Here is a 15,072-nt window from a genome sequence, read left to right as displayed (position 1 = left end):
CGCACATGGCTCCTGGGAAAACAAAAATACACATTACCTGTTCATTCACTTTCAACATCTATCATTACCCTCTTTTAATGAAAATCTAAACAGGTACAAGAATAAGGACCCATTCATGTGGAATAGGCCCGGTTCATAACTATTTCAATTCAATTTCCTGAAAAGCAGGGTAGAGAAGTATTTTCTTCCTTCAGGGGTTTTGATGTTCAATTGCTTCCATTCCTGCTTCGTTCCTTCAATCAGTTCAAAATCGAGAAAAGCTCCGCTTAAATTTTCTGAAACCCGGGTGATTCGATATCCTCTTTCAAGTAAAAAATCAATTTGTTCCCTTTCTAAGCGATACTCTTGATATTCGGACATTTCCATTCCCCCTTTTTTTTACACGTTCCCCTTACCAGCTGAAGCCGTAATAACCATCTCTTCTTCAAGTACTGGACCTTTTTCGACTTTCCAATCCCTGCCGACGGAAATACCCAAATATTTCTCATCGCTTGGATCAATGATTTCAGCTTGTTCATATTTCTTGAACCACCAATACTTAGCCAAGATATAATAACTTGCACTCCCCAGAACAAAGCCAATAATAAACGAATAATTTGAAAAAATCGTTGCACCGATTCCTCCAATCACCCAAGAAATGATTCCTGCCCAATTCACTCCATTCAAGTATTTATACTGACCATCGCTCTCATAGAGCTCCTGGACATTAACCCGCCGTTTACGGAGAAAATAATAATCAGCTATCAGGATGCCGACAATGGATGCCAAGATTCCACCTATTATTAATAAAACTTCTATTATGATGCCGAACAGGCTCCATGGCTGAACTACTATCCCAATAACCCCTGCTACAACGACGCCTGCCCAAAATGGCATTTTAGGACCCATGATATTGGAGAAAATGGTAGCTGCGGGAATGACATTGGCCGTAGTATTCGTCGACCATTGAGCAAATACGATCATGATTAATAGGACCCCGAGAGCAACTCCACTTGCTGATCCCTGAATAGCAACTACGGGATCATAATTGGAAACAGCCATATAAGAAACCGCTCCGATTATGACCATGAAAGTCTGAGTGATGGGATAGGTGATAATATTCCCAATTATCTGCCCCTTATTGCGCTTGAACCAATTTTTTTCATTTTTTGGTGCCTTTATATAGCGGGAGAGTGTTGGCATATCTGCAGTTAATGTGCCCCAAAATCCCATATTGGCCATAATGACGACCATGAATGCCGTAACGGCAGCCCCGCCAGTGACCGGACTTTCAATCCAGGACCATACATCCCTTCCTTGGGCCACAGCTTGATCGGAAAGAGTGAAATACATCCAGCCAGAAATTAAAATGATAACGGGCGCTGCCAAGTCGGCAAAACGTTCTATCGACTTTATTCCCATTGCTGTGTTGACCAATTGTAAAACGGCAAAAATGAGGAAGCAGATAAACCAATTATCAAAATCAAAAAGGGTTGTAAAGATAGCATTCATTGCGGTAGCTCCAAAGTATGTGTTAAGGCCAAACCAGCATGAAGCTACAAACCCCCGTACAACCGAAGGGATATGGGTGCCAATCGTACCGAACGGCGCCCTCATATAGACTGGGAAGGATATTCCGTGCTCAACACCAATATCCCCTGTCATTGTCATCAGAAAGCCGAGAACCACACAGGCAATGATCGTTGCAAGAACGACCCAGCCTAAAGATAAACTTTGAACACCGTTCCCACCGATCGCGAAGGCAGCCAATACTACAGCCATGCCCACCCAAATAAAACCAAATCCGGCTGCACTTATGTTTTTCTCACTATGAGGTATAGGCAGCAAATCGGGAGACTTTAAATAATCTTTCTTCTCACTCATATAAAATCCCCCTATATTAATTTGCATGATTCCTTACCGAAGTCAGACTGGAAGCTTTTTCCCTGAATGCGGCTTCAGAGCCGTATTATATTTTGCCCGTTTCAGGAATTGCCCTTTTCCAGCCTCACCTACAAATTGTTTGTCTTTAATGACGAATTGACCTCTGGATAAGACGGAAACCGGTTCACCTGTAATTTCCATACCTTCAAACGCATTATAATCCACAGCCATGTGATGAGTATCTGCAGAAAGGGTCCTTTCCACTTCCGGGTCAAAAATGACAATATCAGCATCAGACCCTACTGCAATCGTCCCTTTCTTAGGGAATAACCCGAATAGTTTCGCAGCACGCGTGGAAGTCAGGTCGACGAATTGATTCAAGGTAATACGCTCTTTCTTGACGCCTTCTGAAAAAAGGATACTCATGCGGTCCTCAATCGTTGGACCGCCGTTCGGTATTTTCGTGAAATCTTCACGTCCAAGGTCCTTCTGTCCCTTAAAGTCAAAAGAGCATTGATCTGAGCCGATCGTTTGCAGCTGTCCCATTTTTAAAGCATTCCAAAGCACTTCCTGGTTTTTCTTCTCCCTTAATGGCGGGGACCATACATACTTAGAGCCTTCGAAATTGGGCTTTTCGAGATAAGATTGGTCAAGGACCAAATATTGCGGACAAGTCTCCCCCCAAATTTCCACCCCTTTATTTCTGGCCTCGATAATCTTTTCAACTGCATCTGCACAGGTGACATGAACGACATAGAGCTGACCGTTTGCCATTTCCGTCAGTTTAGCTGCCCGTCCAGTTGCTTCCCCTTCAAGCTCTGGCGGTCTTGTTAACGCATGATAAATTGGATCTGTGTTACCTTCAGCAAGCGCCTGCTTTGTAAGATAATCGATGACATCACCATTTTCAGCGTGAACCATGACAAGTGCACCAAGTTCCTTCGCTTGCAACAAAGTGCGGTATAGCGTGGCATCATCGGCTTGAAAAACATTCTTGTAAGCCATGAACACTTTAAAGGAAGAAATCCCTTCATTATCGATGATACTTGGCAACTCAGACAATACCTCATCATTAATCTCACTGATCATTAAATGAAAACCATAATCTATGGCCGCTTTTTCATTGGCCTTTTCATGCCATGTTTTTATCGCTTTCTTTAACGGCACCCCTTTTTCGGTCAAACAAAAGTCAATGATCGTTGTCGTGCCTCCATAGGCAGCCGCAATCGTCCCCGTTTCATAATCATCTTTTGTCGTTGTCCCCCCAAACGGCATATCGAGATGGGTATGTGGGTCAATGCCTCCCGGAAAAATATAAGCACCTTTTGCATCAATGATTTCAGCCCCCTCAGCAGTCAGGTCCATGCCAATCATTGCAATCTTCTCATTTTCAATTAATATATCGGCTTGATACGTATCTGCAGCCGTAGCGATCGTTCCATTTTTAATGATTTTCTTCAAATTCGTCCCCTCCATCATTTTACGAAATCAACACTTTCACTGCCGATGCCCCCAAGGAACGATTGGCGTTCATTCCACGTCATTGGCGGTAATTCATTTGTCAATTCGATCATATCGATAGCCCCATCTACCGGACAAACGATCGAGCAAAGATTACAGCCTACGCAATCTTCCTCGCGCACTCGCAAGAAGGAGCTGCCTGACGTGTCCTTTAACATATCTATACATTGATGAGAAGTATCTTCACAGGCAATATGGCATTTGTTGCAGTTAATGCACACATCATTATTAATGCGTGCAACGACCTTATAATTAAGGTCTAAATTCCCCCAATCGGAATAGCGCGGTACTGACTTACCGACAATATCCATCACAGACGAGATCCCTTTTTCATCAAGGTAATTGGACAGGCCATCAATCATGTCCTCCACTATCCTAAAACCGTGATGCATGGCAGCCGTACAAATTTGCACTCCCGTTGAACCCATCAATAAAAATTCCACTGTATCCTGCCAATTTGAAATGCCGCCTATTCCGGAAATGGGAACATTAATCATTGGATTCCTTGCACACTCTGCCACCATGTTCAATGCGATTGGCTTCACAGCAGGGCCACAATACCCTCCGTGAGCTCCCTTTCCGCCTACATGGGGAATCGTATTCCATGAATGGATATCCACTCCTGCCAAGCTGTTAATTGTATTGATCATGCTTATTGCATCCGCACCGCCGCGCACCGCCGCTTCAGCCGTAACCGTAATGTCGGTAATATTCGGTGTAAGCTTGACGATGACCGGTTTGGATGCAGCTTCCTTCGCCCAATATGTTTGCTTTTCCACAAGTTCGGGAACCTGTCCCGAAGCAGCTCCCATCCCCCGCTCTGCCATACCGTGCGGGCAGCCAAAGTTCAATTCGTAACCATCAACCCCTACATCTTCTATTCGCTTGATGATCTCATGCCACTTTTCCTGTTGTGGCTCTACCATCACTGATGCAATGATTGCATGATCAGGGAATCTCTTCTTCGTTTCATATATTTCTTTCAAATTCACTTCAAGCGGACGATCCGTAATCAATTCTATATTGTTGAACCCGGCAACTCTCTGTCCATTAAAACTGACAGCTGCAAAACGTGATGAGACATTCAGGATGGGGTCACCCAATGTCTTCCAAACAGCTCCTCCCCAGCCAGCTTCAAATGCCCGCTGTACTTGATAACCCGAATTAGTAGGTGGTGCTGAAGCAAGCCAAAAAGGATTGGGAGATTTAATACCTGCGAGATCAATTGATAAATCAGCCATGATAAGCCTCCTAATTTTCATAGTTATTAAGCAATATCCACCGCTTCGCTCATTAAAATCGAGTCAATTTCATAGGCTGTCTTCTTCCCTTGCTGGGCAGCTGAAACAACCATTGCTTCACCTTGGCCTTTTCCAAAAATCACGTCCCCGCACGCAAAAACTTTTTCATTAGATGTTCTGTAGGAATCTCCCTCCAATGTAACGACGCCATCTTCATGTTGTATGCCAAACTGTTCAATCAATCCTATATACCTGGATTGGCCTATAGCACGAATGACTCCATCAACCGGTATGACGAACTCTGATCCCGAAATCGGGACTGGACGGCGGCGGCCATCATCCCCTGCCTCGCTAAGAACCATTTTCACACACTCGATGCCCGTTACCTGACCGCTTTCATCCGATAGGATCCTGGAGGGGTTAGTCAGCCAGTGAAACCCGACACTCTCTTGTTTGGCAAACTCATATTCAAAATCATAAGCTGTCATTTCCTTTTGGGTACGACGATAAATAATGCTCACTTGTTCGGCACCCAGTCGGACAGAGCAGGTCGCTGCATCGATCGCCGTGTTTCCAGCCCCTATTACCGCCATCTTCTTCCCAATGAATTTATCAGTGATGGCCTCCGTTTTCGTTGCTTTGACGAACTCGATTGCATCATAAACTCCATCCAAATCTTCTCCTTCAATTCCAAGCTTCGGAACATCGGACATGCCAATCGCTAAAATGACCGCATCATAGTCGGCTGTCAGCTGATTTACGGAAACATCAACCCCGACCCGTGTACTCGTTTTAATTTCAACATCCAAACTCTTCACTTGTTCGACTTCCCAATAAGAAATGCTCTGAGGCAAACGGAAAGACACAATTCCGTAAGTATTTAAACCGCCTGGATTTTTTTCAGCTTCGAAAATGGTTACACTGTAGCCAAGCAAGGCTAATTCCCTTGCTGCAGATAAGCCCGCTGGACCGCTTCCTACAATGGCAACTTTTTTGCCATTCTTCTTCCCGGCCTTGAACAGGGCTTGTTTATTTTGGATGGCCCAATCTGTGGAATAACGCTGGAGATCGCCAATCATGATTGGCTTTGTAGAATGGTTCAGGACACATGCCCCCTCACATAACTCTTCTGTCGGACATACCCGCGCGCAGCTGGCACCGACAGGATTGGCCGTCATGATCGTCTTGGCTGAACCTTTAAAATTACCTGAAGCTATCTTCTTAATAAAACTTGGAATATCTATCCCTGTCGGACAGGCTTGGATACATGGGGCGTCATAGCAGTATAAACATCGATTCGATTCTTCCAAAGCTTCCCTAGGGGACAAACCCCTCTCCGCTTCCTGAAAGTTAATCTCTAGGCCACCTTTTAACGGGCTAGTCATACTCATCCACTATTTCTCCTTCCAAAAATTTATTTTTTGAAAAATAAAAAGGGAGGATTTGCATCCATTACTCTAAAAAATACAATTCTCACACATTTAAAGGATTGAAAAAATTGCCACATGGCTTTCACCAATTTATTCAACAGACAGTCATGGCGATTTCCTTGCCAAAATTCTCTCTTTCCGTATATTATTTTCTATCATTCTCTCACTGGCCATGCCTCGGTCCCCGCTTCCTTCGGCCATAAAAAGCCCCCCCTACTAATCTTAAAAACTCAAATCCTGATGATTATCTTAGAAATGAGTATTCTTTATTTTATAATGTTGAAAAGTAAGTTACATTATACAAAGTGTAAAGTATTGCCAGCTGTAAGATATGCAATATGTATATCCATGTTATATTTCCTAACAATAAATGATAAACATCGTCATTTTTCTACATTCAAACTTATTATTCATCATACCTAATGATATTCTTTGATGATTTGTTCCGAAAATCTACTTATCAACACTTTGTCCACATAAAAAAAAGCCCAGAAACTTTATTCAAGATTCCCTAGGACTTTTACTTTTATCCACAACTTATACACAAAACATATTGCTTTATTCTCTTTGTTTTCGCAGAACAGAAGCACATATACAAAAGTTATCCACATTTACCAATTTATATTCCCACTTATCAACATGCTGTTAACAACTTATCAACAACCAATCTCATTCTTGATGAATAACGTACCGATTATATTTCTCATAATCTGTTTTCCTGCACTCAAGCTTAATTCGATATCCGTTTGCCTCATATTCAGTTTCCGTAATATGACCATTTTCATTGAAATAGGAAACCAGCTGTCCTTGATCAAATGGAATCAGCATTTCACAGTGAGTATAGTCGACAAAAATATGCTTGCGAATTTGATTGATCAATTCCTCGATGCCAACTTTGTTTTTCGCTGACATATATACAGAGCCACGATTCACCTGAGGGATTTCCAAATCGGTAAGGTCCGCTTTATTATAGGCAAAAATCGTTGGAATCCCTTTAATGCCTATCTCATTTAACGTCTTATCAGTTATCTCTATTTGCTGTTCATGATTAGGATTGGAAAAATCGACAACATGGATCAACAAATCCGCTTCCACCACTTCTTCTAATGTGGATCGGAATGCTTTCACAAGATGATGGGGCAATTTAGACACAAAGCCCACCGTATCCGTCAATAAGAATTCCTTGTTATCCGGCAGCGGTATGTTTCGTACGGATGTCTCAAGTGTAGCGAAAAGCATATCCTTTTCCAAAACCTGCTTCTCGGCTGTTGGTTGGTACATCCCAATCAGAGCATTCATGATCGAAGATTTCCCTGCATTGGTATAACCGACTAAGGATACGACAGGGATGCTATTCTTTTTTCGCTGTTTCCTCTGCGTTTGCCGGTGTGCAACAAGGTCTTCCAGTTCTTTATTCAAAACACTTATATTTTCCTCGATTCTCCTGCGGTCAAGCTCTAACTGCTTTTCACCTGCCCCTTTGTTTGTACCGACTCCACCACTTTGACGCCCTAATGACTCCCTTAAACCAACGAGACGCGGGAGCATATACTGAAGCTTCGCCACTTCCACCTGAAGCTGCGCTTCCTTCGTTTTCGCCCGATGCGCGAAGATGTCCAGAATCAAGATTGTCCGATCGATCACCTTGCAATCCATGTCCCTCTCCAGATTCCGAAGTTGCGAAGGGGAGAGCTGATCATTAAAAATGACGACATTAGCTTCTTTATACTCAACGAGATTTTTTACTTCCTCAATCTTCCCGGTACCGATAAAATGTGATGAGTTCACCCGATGCAAATTTTGTGTGATGGTCCCTGCAACCTCTACCTCACACGCTTCCGTTAAATTGGCCAATTCCTCCATTGAATACTCAAAATCCTTTTGACCGTTGAGATTGACGCCAACCAAGATTGCCCTCTGCTGTAATTCCATCATTTCAAATCCTTTCCTTACTTACCTTACTCCCTATATTATACTTAAACAAACCTACCATGCTTCTAAGTCAGCCACATTGTAGCATACTGACCATCTCTTGGATAACGATCTTGCCCAAGCAAATGTTCTTATTAGAATTCCTTTTACTTAAAAGAAAATTCAACAAAAAAATAACAGACTGATTAGGACCTGTCATTTTATATCCTATTGATATTTTTACTATAGATTGACTATCATGATTTTTCCCTTGGGACACCCTTAACATTTTCAGTGCTCTGATCCATTTACGTTTTCAAAGGAAAAATGGATGCATTTTTTCAAAGTTTCACATGAAACAATTGGAAAGTGCATAAAAAAAGGCTTCCCAGCACCTTAATAAGCATCAGGAAGCCCATATCATTCTATTCTTTTATTCTCAGTAATCTAAGACTGTTCAATGTAACTAATAACGTCGCACCCATGTCGGCAAAAATTGCCATCCAAAGTGTTAACCAGCCCGGTGCTATCAATAATAACGCCAGGATTTTTATCACCAATGAAAACGTGATGTTCTGCTTAATGATTTTTAATGTTTTGCGACTTAAGCTGATTGTATACGGCAGCTTCGATAAGTCATCACCCATCAAGGCAATATCGGCTGTTTCAAGGGCCGTATCAGTACCCGCCCCGCCCATTGCAATTCCTACCGTGGAAGCTGCCAAGGCCGGAGCATCATTGACACCATCGCCTATCATGGCCACTCGATCATATTTTTGTTTCCATTGTTTGATGATGGTCAGTTTATCTTGTGGCAATAGCTCCGCCTCGATCTCGTGAACGCCTGCTGCCGCTCCAATAGCTTTTGCCGTTCCGATATTATCCCCGGTCAGCATTATCGTTTTTTCAATGCCCAATGCATGCAGTTTCCGAATTGCTTCCTTACTGCTTTCCCTTATTTCATCTGCCACAGCAATGAGTGCCAGGAGCTTCATTTGATCGCCAAGCACCATCACCGTTTTCCCTGCATTTTGATAGCCGCTGATTAAATTAAGGACATCATCAGAGAATACTAGGCCTGCCACTTCCTCAAAGAGATGGGGTTTACCAATGTAATAGATTTCTTGATTGATTTTCCCTTTTATACCTTTACCCGTGATCGCAGTAAGATCCTCTACCACTACAGAATGATAATCCACATCATGATTTGCCGCCTTTTGAAGAATGGCCGTCGCAAGTGGGTGCTGTGATCTGCTTTCTAAAGCAGCAGCGATCGCCAGCACCTCCTGTTCATTCAACACATCGGATAACACTTTGAAATCAGTCACTTCCGGTACGCCCTTTGTTAAAGTACCCGTTTTATCGAATGCAATCGCCTTTAAGGCTCCTGTTTCCTCCAAATGGACCCCGCCTTTAATCAACACACCATGTTTCGCGGCATTTCCGATAGCTGTCACAATGGCGATGGGGGTAGAAATGACCAATGCACAAGGACAACCGACAACCAGTACAGCCAATCCCCGGTAAATCCATTCACTCCAATCCCCGTTCATCACAATCGGGGGTACCACGGCAATGGCCAAGGCTATAAGCATAATGGCCGGAGTATAGAATTTTGCGAATCTATCCACGAATGCTTGGGAAGGGGCCTTTTCAGCCTGTGCTTCTTCAACAAGGTGGATGATTTTTGCAATAGTCGTATCCTCGACTCGCTTCGTGACCTTCACTTCGAGCAATCCTTCACCATTTAAGGTTCCGGCAAATACTTCACCCTCAACCGTTTTAAAAACCGGCTCGGACTCCCCTGTAATGGCTGCTTGATTAAGTGTCGACGCCCCTTTCATGATCCTGCCATCCATAGCAAGTTTTTGACCGGGTTTAACGATCATGATGTCGCCCACTTCAATCTCATCAACAGCAACCATCATTTCGTGATGTCCTCTACGGATCAAGGCTTCTTTAGGTGCGATATTCATTAATGATTCTATAGAATTCCGGGCTTTATCCATCGAATACTTTTCCAGTGCTTCACTTATTGCAAATAGAATGACAACAGTTGCCCCCTCACCCCATTCACCCAGCACAGCCGCTCCGATGATGGCAACCGTCATAAGGGTGTGCATATCAAAGCGAAGTCTGACGAGGTTTTTCAACCCATTGACAAATAATGAATATCCGCCAACAATGATTGCAGCCGCATAACCGATTACCGGCATGATGCCTCCATCAGCATATCGATTATCCAATATCCAGCTGATTAGCAAAAGGATAACCGAGAACACCACTTTAATATTTTCTTTTTGCTTCCAAAATGGTTCCTTTTGCGTCACCCGTTCCTGCTCACCACGGATTTTCAGGTTATCAAAAGCACCCGCCTTTTCAATCTCTTCAATGGTCGCGCTACCCTGTACCGAAATCTTTGAAGCCCCAAAGTTGATTTTGGCATCCTCCACACCCTCCAGATCACGGACATTGTTCTCAAATTTAGCCGCACAGTTCGTGCAAGATAGACCTTGAATACGATATGTTTTTAATGGGGACTCAGCCATCGACCCTTACCTCCTGCTGATGTTCTAATGCAATGAGAATCAATTGTTTAATATGGTGATCGTCCAAAGAATAAAAAGCTAACTTTCCTTCTTTTCGGTATTTTACGATTGCATGTTTATAAAGGGTACGAAGATGATGTGACGTTGTCGCCATCGAAGCACCAATGATATTGGCCAGATCGCACACACATAATTCCTCGTCCGTACAGAGCGCATAAGCTATCTTTGCCCTATTTTCGTCGCCTATCACTTTAAACAGCTTCGACATGCTGGATATATTCACCTGGCTCATTTCTTCTTGAATGCGATTAACCTTCACTTCATCATGCAGGTGGACATCACATATATCTTTCAGTTCCGCCATCTTCTCACACCTCTCATTCAAATCTTCGTTTGATTATAATATAACATAATTCCCTGAATATTCAAATCCATATTTGAATGTTTACTATTCTTGCTTCTCCTTTTCCGATACCTTAACGAAAGTGCCCTATATGCCTTTATATGAGGACCATCGTTTTTTGTTTCACTTCCCACGAATTTTGATCCGCCCTTAAAGGGCAGGCTGTCCTCTTTCCAGGAACCCATCCAACCTTCCCGAATCACTTTTATCTTCGTGACAAAAAAAAGAGGGGACAGAAATTCCTTCATGCCCCTTCAATCCAATGATTTCAGTAATTCCCTAACAGTACCTTGATAAGTATTATATATTTAATTTAGTATTTTCTAGAAAAACTATGATATACTTAGTCAAACCTTTTTAAGCGTTTTACTTTACTTGTACCGTTTACCCTGCTTTTCGTTGAGCAGGGTTTTTTGTAATGTTTTTTTCAAAACAAAAAAAGACAGATCCCATTACTAGGATCTGTCTTTTTTTGTTTTTGAAATTATGCTTTTTGAACGTTAGAAGCTTGAGGTCCACGTTGACCTTGTTCTACTTCAAAAGTAACTTCTTGGCCTTCGTCTAAAGATTTGAAACCTTCGCTTTGGATAGCTGAGAAATGTACGAATACGTCGTCTCCGTTTTCGCGTTCGATGAATCCAAAACCTTTTTCTGCGTTAAACCATTTTACTTTACCTTGTTCCATTGTTGTTGCCTCCTAGTGCATTTAAGCACATTGTATTACTATCCTTGCTCTAAGTCATCATCGAAAACGAAAAGTAGTACTTTTAGTATCCTTAGTACCGAACAAAAATAATTAAGACTAAGCATAACATTAAATGGCAGCGATTGCAAATGGTTTGGATAAACTTTTTTCAAGCAATTTTTAATACTCTATAAATTCACATAGAAATAATCTTGGTCTAATGTGACTCTATCTATTACAGCAAATGACCCACATGCCATTTCCACAAAAAAAAAACCTCTTGTAAACAACGTTAACAAGAGGTTTTTTTTTACATCAAATATATCATTTTTCCGTAATGAACTTTTTTACCATCCCCTCTAATATGGCCGATTCATTTGCTAACTCTTCGTTTTGCTCCTTCAATCCAGTCATTATGGTACTTTGTTGAATTGCGGCTGCCGATATTTGCTCCGTTGTTGCGACTCCTTCTTCTGAAATCGCTGCAATTTCCTGAATGGATGCTAGGCTTTCATCCGAAGACTCATTGATTTTTTTCGAATGGCTTGCTAATTGTTCTGTGCCTTTCAACAATTTCTCTACGGATTCGAATATCTTATTGAAAATCTCTCCATTGTTTTCCACTAAGGAAACACCATTTATTATATCCTGAAAACTTTCATCATTATTTTGGATGACTTTGGCTGTTTGTTCATTGATCCGCGTAATCGACTCAGAAATGATATCGATTGATTCATCTGTTTGCACAGCCAATTTTTGCACCTCTTGAGCGACTACAGCAAAACCTCTGCCGGCATCCCCCGCCCGTGCCGCTTCAATGGAAGCATTCAATGATAGCAGGTTGGTTTGGGAAGCAATGCCCCTTATTAAGCCAATCACTTCGTTTATCTTCACTACATCAGCTTCCAGGCTCACCAAATTCACTTTATTCGATTGGCCGTTTTCCATGATTTTATCCATCTGGCTCGTTACATCCTGCACTTGTTTACTTCCTTGTTCAGCAAGTGTATTCGTATGCATCGTAAATTCATTCATTTCATTCGTTTGTTCGCTCATTAAACGGATTGTATCCGTTAAGTCACTGATCATATTGGAAATTCGGTCAATATGATGGGCACGTTCTTCTGAGGCTTTTGCTTCTTCCGTTGTCCCAGTCACTATCTGCCCATAGGATTCCACCATCTCCTCAAAGGATTGGTGAATGGACACTGTCGTTTGATTCATCGTTTGAGCGTGTTCACGGACATTCTGAATTATATGGGACAAACTTAATCTCATATCTTCGAATCCATTTGACAGATCGCCAATCTCATCCTGTCTACCAATTGGTATCGATTTACTTAAGTTCCCTTCTGCCATTTCATTCGTGTAACCTACAAGTTCATTAACGGGTCCCGAGATCTTTTTCCCGATGACAACGGCGCATAGCACACCTAATATAATGGCACTTGCAAGAAATAAGATATTATAGAATAACATTGTGCTCTTCAATTCATCAATGAATTTTGCATCCATATCGATTCCCACAATGGCGTCTGTTCCTTCGATTGGCGTAAAGTACGACTTGTGTGTGCCCCACTTATCTTTATATATTTCACTCAATACGTCTTCTTTTCCATTTATCGATATTGCCTGTTCCGGCGTAAAAGGGGATTCCACCATGAAATCCGTGCTGCCATTCAAGGCTACAATCACGTCGGCATCATTCTCCCGCTTCAATACATAAACGTACTCAATTCCCTTTTTATTTTCTACAAAAGCATCTAGCTGCCTCACAATCACTTCTCCCCGTTCCGAAGCATTCTTTATCAAAGTAGGATTGAGGCTTGCTGCTAAACTGTGGGCATTTTCAGAAAGACGCTCATCGAATTGCGGAAGGACATGCTCATTGATCATTTTATTAGTAATATAGGAAAAGCAAAGGCCCATCGCCCCTGCGAAAAGTATGAATGGAATGATATAAAACAAGAATAGTTTTGCCAGTAAAGATTTTTTAGGATTCAGCTTTGAAAATCTCATTCCCATGCCCCCTTAGATAAAAGCCAGATGTTTTATAGTCAAATATGGTATTAAATCCAAATGAAGCAACTGGAGATTTTTGTTCAAATCCTCACTTCTATAAAATATGATTGCCATGCTCCGGTCATTTTGAAAAGGAAGCTGCCTATATTCCAAAACATGTTCAAATTCACGACAAAGTGCATCATGATCAATACGTGCAACATCTTCCAGATTTATTTCCAGTGGTAACTCTGCAAAGAAAAAGCTATATATATTATCGTCCATCTCTTCCAATATCCGATTCCAATCGGGTTTGGTACCTGAAAAATAATGTTCATACATATTCATCCCATACGCATGGTACCCTAGATCCGTTGTACCCGCTCCAGCAAAACGCAGAGGATTGATTTCGATAGGTATCACCCGGTTTCCTTTTTTGCGAATTTCGAAGTGTACAGGGTAATTCCTAAGTGGAAGGACCGCTTGGATATTCTTCATGAACTTTAGTGCATCATTATAGATTTCATTAATGGCCAACTTCGAAGTATAATAAATTCGATCGGAAGTATCGTAATCGTCCTTGAATAATCGTTTGAATACATTCAAAATGACCGGTTCGCCATCTTGTTTGTAATAACCATCAATGGCATACTCTTCACCCTGAATCCACTCCTCTATTAAAACGGTCTGGGAACCGACCACTTCTGAATCATATAATCCATCCGAATGAAGTAAATCTGCTTTAAGCTGGTTCACGGCTATATCCCAGTCCTGTTCATTCTTGACTTTATGCACCCCTACACTTGAATAGCCAATATTGGGTTTGATAACTACCGGAAACGGTATTTGATTTTTATCCAGGTCACTTATCATGGATAAATCAATATCTTGGAAATAGAAATCAGGATATAAAGATTTCGTTAAATTCCGCACCTGACTCTTATCCTTCAATAACTTTGACCATATGTACTCATTGTTATTTGGTCGGAAATGACCTAATAATGTAATGCCATTTTCAGAGTTTGTAAGAATTCTTTGGCCCATTTCCATGGACTTGAAAAATTCGGTATCTTTTTGAATGTTTAGCTTTTCTGATGTTGATGTTTCTCCCCATTGCCCTTGTTCCAGCACTGGAATTTGCTGTTCCTCCAACACCTTTAGAAGAATTGGCGACACAATGGACTCATTCAAAATAATCATTTTTTCCACCTAACTTATACTGTTTTTTGTATCTCCATATTTAATCGGTTAAAAGCGGTAAGTATTTAGCTTATATAGGTATTTATTATTAATTTCACATTAAAAAAATAAAATTTCAATATACCTTTTTACCTATCGACTCCAACTAAAAAAAGCATTTGAGGACATAGAAAAAGCCCGGATCTAGCCCCGGGCTCTCCTTTTTTCTATGCTCATGTTGAAGGAACTCCTTTCATTCTTGTACATCTACAATAATACTTGATCGTTT

General features: G+C 41.6%; 11 protein-coding genes. All 11 read right to left on the bottom strand.

Annotated elements, in window-relative coordinates; genetic code table 11:
* Positions 1-144 precede the first annotated feature (144 nt).
* Positions 145-360, bottom strand: a complete 216-nt coding sequence (locus ABIE66_RS01035) for a hypothetical protein (RefSeq protein WP_057915016.1) — start codon at positions 358-360, stop codon at positions 145-147.
* Positions 361-378: 18 nt separating this feature from the next.
* Positions 379-1,863, bottom strand: a complete 1,485-nt coding sequence (locus ABIE66_RS01030; protein ID WP_370013609.1) for an NCS1 family transporter — start codon at positions 1,861-1,863, stop codon at positions 379-381.
* A gap of 42 nt (positions 1,864-1,905) precedes the next feature.
* A complete protein-coding gene (hydA, locus tag ABIE66_RS01025; protein ID WP_370013608.1) occupies positions 1,906-3,324 on the bottom strand; it encodes a dihydropyrimidinase in 1,419 nt (472 codons plus the stop codon).
* A 14-nt stretch (positions 3,325-3,338) separates the two neighbouring features.
* The gene (gene preA, locus ABIE66_RS01020) at positions 3,339-4,625 is read right to left on the bottom strand and encodes an NAD-dependent dihydropyrimidine dehydrogenase subunit PreA (RefSeq protein WP_289318690.1); all 1,287 of its coding nucleotides are present in this window, start codon (positions 4,623-4,625) and stop codon (positions 3,339-3,341) included.
* 26 nt (positions 4,626-4,651) lie between these two features.
* Positions 4,652-6,010 carry an NAD(P)-dependent oxidoreductase gene (locus tag ABIE66_RS01015; RefSeq protein WP_370016961.1) on the bottom strand — a complete coding sequence of 453 codons (1,359 nt, stop codon included), beginning with the start codon at positions 6,008-6,010 and terminating at the stop codon, positions 4,652-4,654.
* Positions 6,011-6,724: 714 nt separating this feature from the next.
* Positions 6,725-7,990: a GTPase HflX gene (hflX, locus tag ABIE66_RS01010; protein WP_370013607.1), complete on the bottom strand. Its 1,266-nt coding sequence runs from the start codon at positions 7,988-7,990 to the stop codon at positions 6,725-6,727.
* 401 nt (positions 7,991-8,391) lie between these two features.
* Positions 8,392-10,515, bottom strand: coding sequence for a heavy metal translocating P-type ATPase (locus tag ABIE66_RS01005; protein WP_370013606.1), 2,124 nt, complete (start codon positions 10,513-10,515; stop codon positions 8,392-8,394).
* Positions 10,508-10,879: an ArsR/SmtB family transcription factor gene (locus ABIE66_RS01000; protein WP_289318686.1), complete on the bottom strand. Its 372-nt coding sequence runs from the start codon at positions 10,877-10,879 to the stop codon at positions 10,508-10,510. The genes ABIE66_RS01005 and ABIE66_RS01000 overlap by 8 nt, the downstream gene beginning before the upstream one ends.
* Before the next feature lie 523 nt (positions 10,880-11,402).
* A complete protein-coding gene (locus tag ABIE66_RS00995; protein WP_034304915.1) occupies positions 11,403-11,603 on the bottom strand; it encodes a cold-shock protein in 201 nt (66 codons plus the stop codon).
* Positions 11,604-11,927: 324 nt separating this feature from the next.
* Entirely contained in the window at positions 11,928-13,622 is a 1,695-nt protein-coding gene (locus tag ABIE66_RS00990; RefSeq protein WP_370013605.1) for a methyl-accepting chemotaxis protein, read from the bottom strand.
* Between the two features lie 12 nt (positions 13,623-13,634).
* Entirely contained in the window at positions 13,635-14,804 is a 1,170-nt protein-coding gene (locus ABIE66_RS00985; protein ID WP_370013604.1) for an ATP-grasp domain-containing protein, read from the bottom strand.
* Positions 14,805-15,072: the final 268 nt, after the last annotated feature.

The sequence above is a fragment of the Peribacillus sp. B2I2 genome (assembly GCF_041261685.1).
In the GTDB taxonomy this organism is placed as follows: domain Bacteria; phylum Bacillota; class Bacilli; order Bacillales; family DSM-1321; genus Peribacillus.
This window is presented reverse-complemented; position numbering and strand designations above follow the sequence as displayed.

What these genes read in the sequence shown, in the direction of transcription:
- ABIE66_RS01035 (WP_057915016.1), bottom strand. Translation starts at nt 360, where the DNA reads ATGTCCGAATATCAAGAGTATCGCTTAGAAAGGGAACAAATTGATTTT.
- ABIE66_RS01030 (WP_370013609.1), bottom strand. Translation starts at nt 1,863, where the DNA reads ATGAGTGAGAAGAAAGATTATTTAAAGTCTCCCGATTTGCTGCCTATA.
- preA (WP_289318690.1), bottom strand. Translation starts at nt 4,625, where the DNA reads ATGGCTGATTTATCAATTGATCTCGCAGGTATTAAATCTCCCAATCCT.
- ABIE66_RS01015 (WP_370016961.1), bottom strand. Translation starts at nt 6,010, where the DNA reads ATGACTAGCCCGTTAAAAGGTGGCCTAGAGATTAACTTTCAGGAAGCG.
- hflX (WP_370013607.1), bottom strand. Translation starts at nt 7,990, where the DNA reads ATGATGGAATTACAGCAGAGGGCAATCTTGGTTGGCGTCAATCTCAAC.
- ABIE66_RS01005 (WP_370013606.1), bottom strand. Translation starts at nt 10,515, where the DNA reads ATGGCTGAGTCCCCATTAAAAACATATCGTATTCAAGGTCTATCTTGC.
- ABIE66_RS01000 (WP_289318686.1), bottom strand. Translation starts at nt 10,879, where the DNA reads ATGGCGGAACTGAAAGATATATGTGATGTCCACCTGCATGATGAAGTG.
- ABIE66_RS00995 (WP_034304915.1), bottom strand. Translation starts at nt 11,603, where the DNA reads ATGGAACAAGGTAAAGTAAAATGGTTTAACGCAGAAAAAGGTTTTGGA.
- ABIE66_RS00990 (WP_370013605.1), bottom strand. Translation starts at nt 13,622, where the DNA reads ATGAGATTTTCAAAGCTGAATCCTAAAAAATCTTTACTGGCAAAACTA.
- ABIE66_RS00985 (WP_370013604.1), bottom strand. Translation starts at nt 14,804, where the DNA reads ATGATTATTTTGAATGAGTCCATTGTGTCGCCAATTCTTCTAAAGGTG.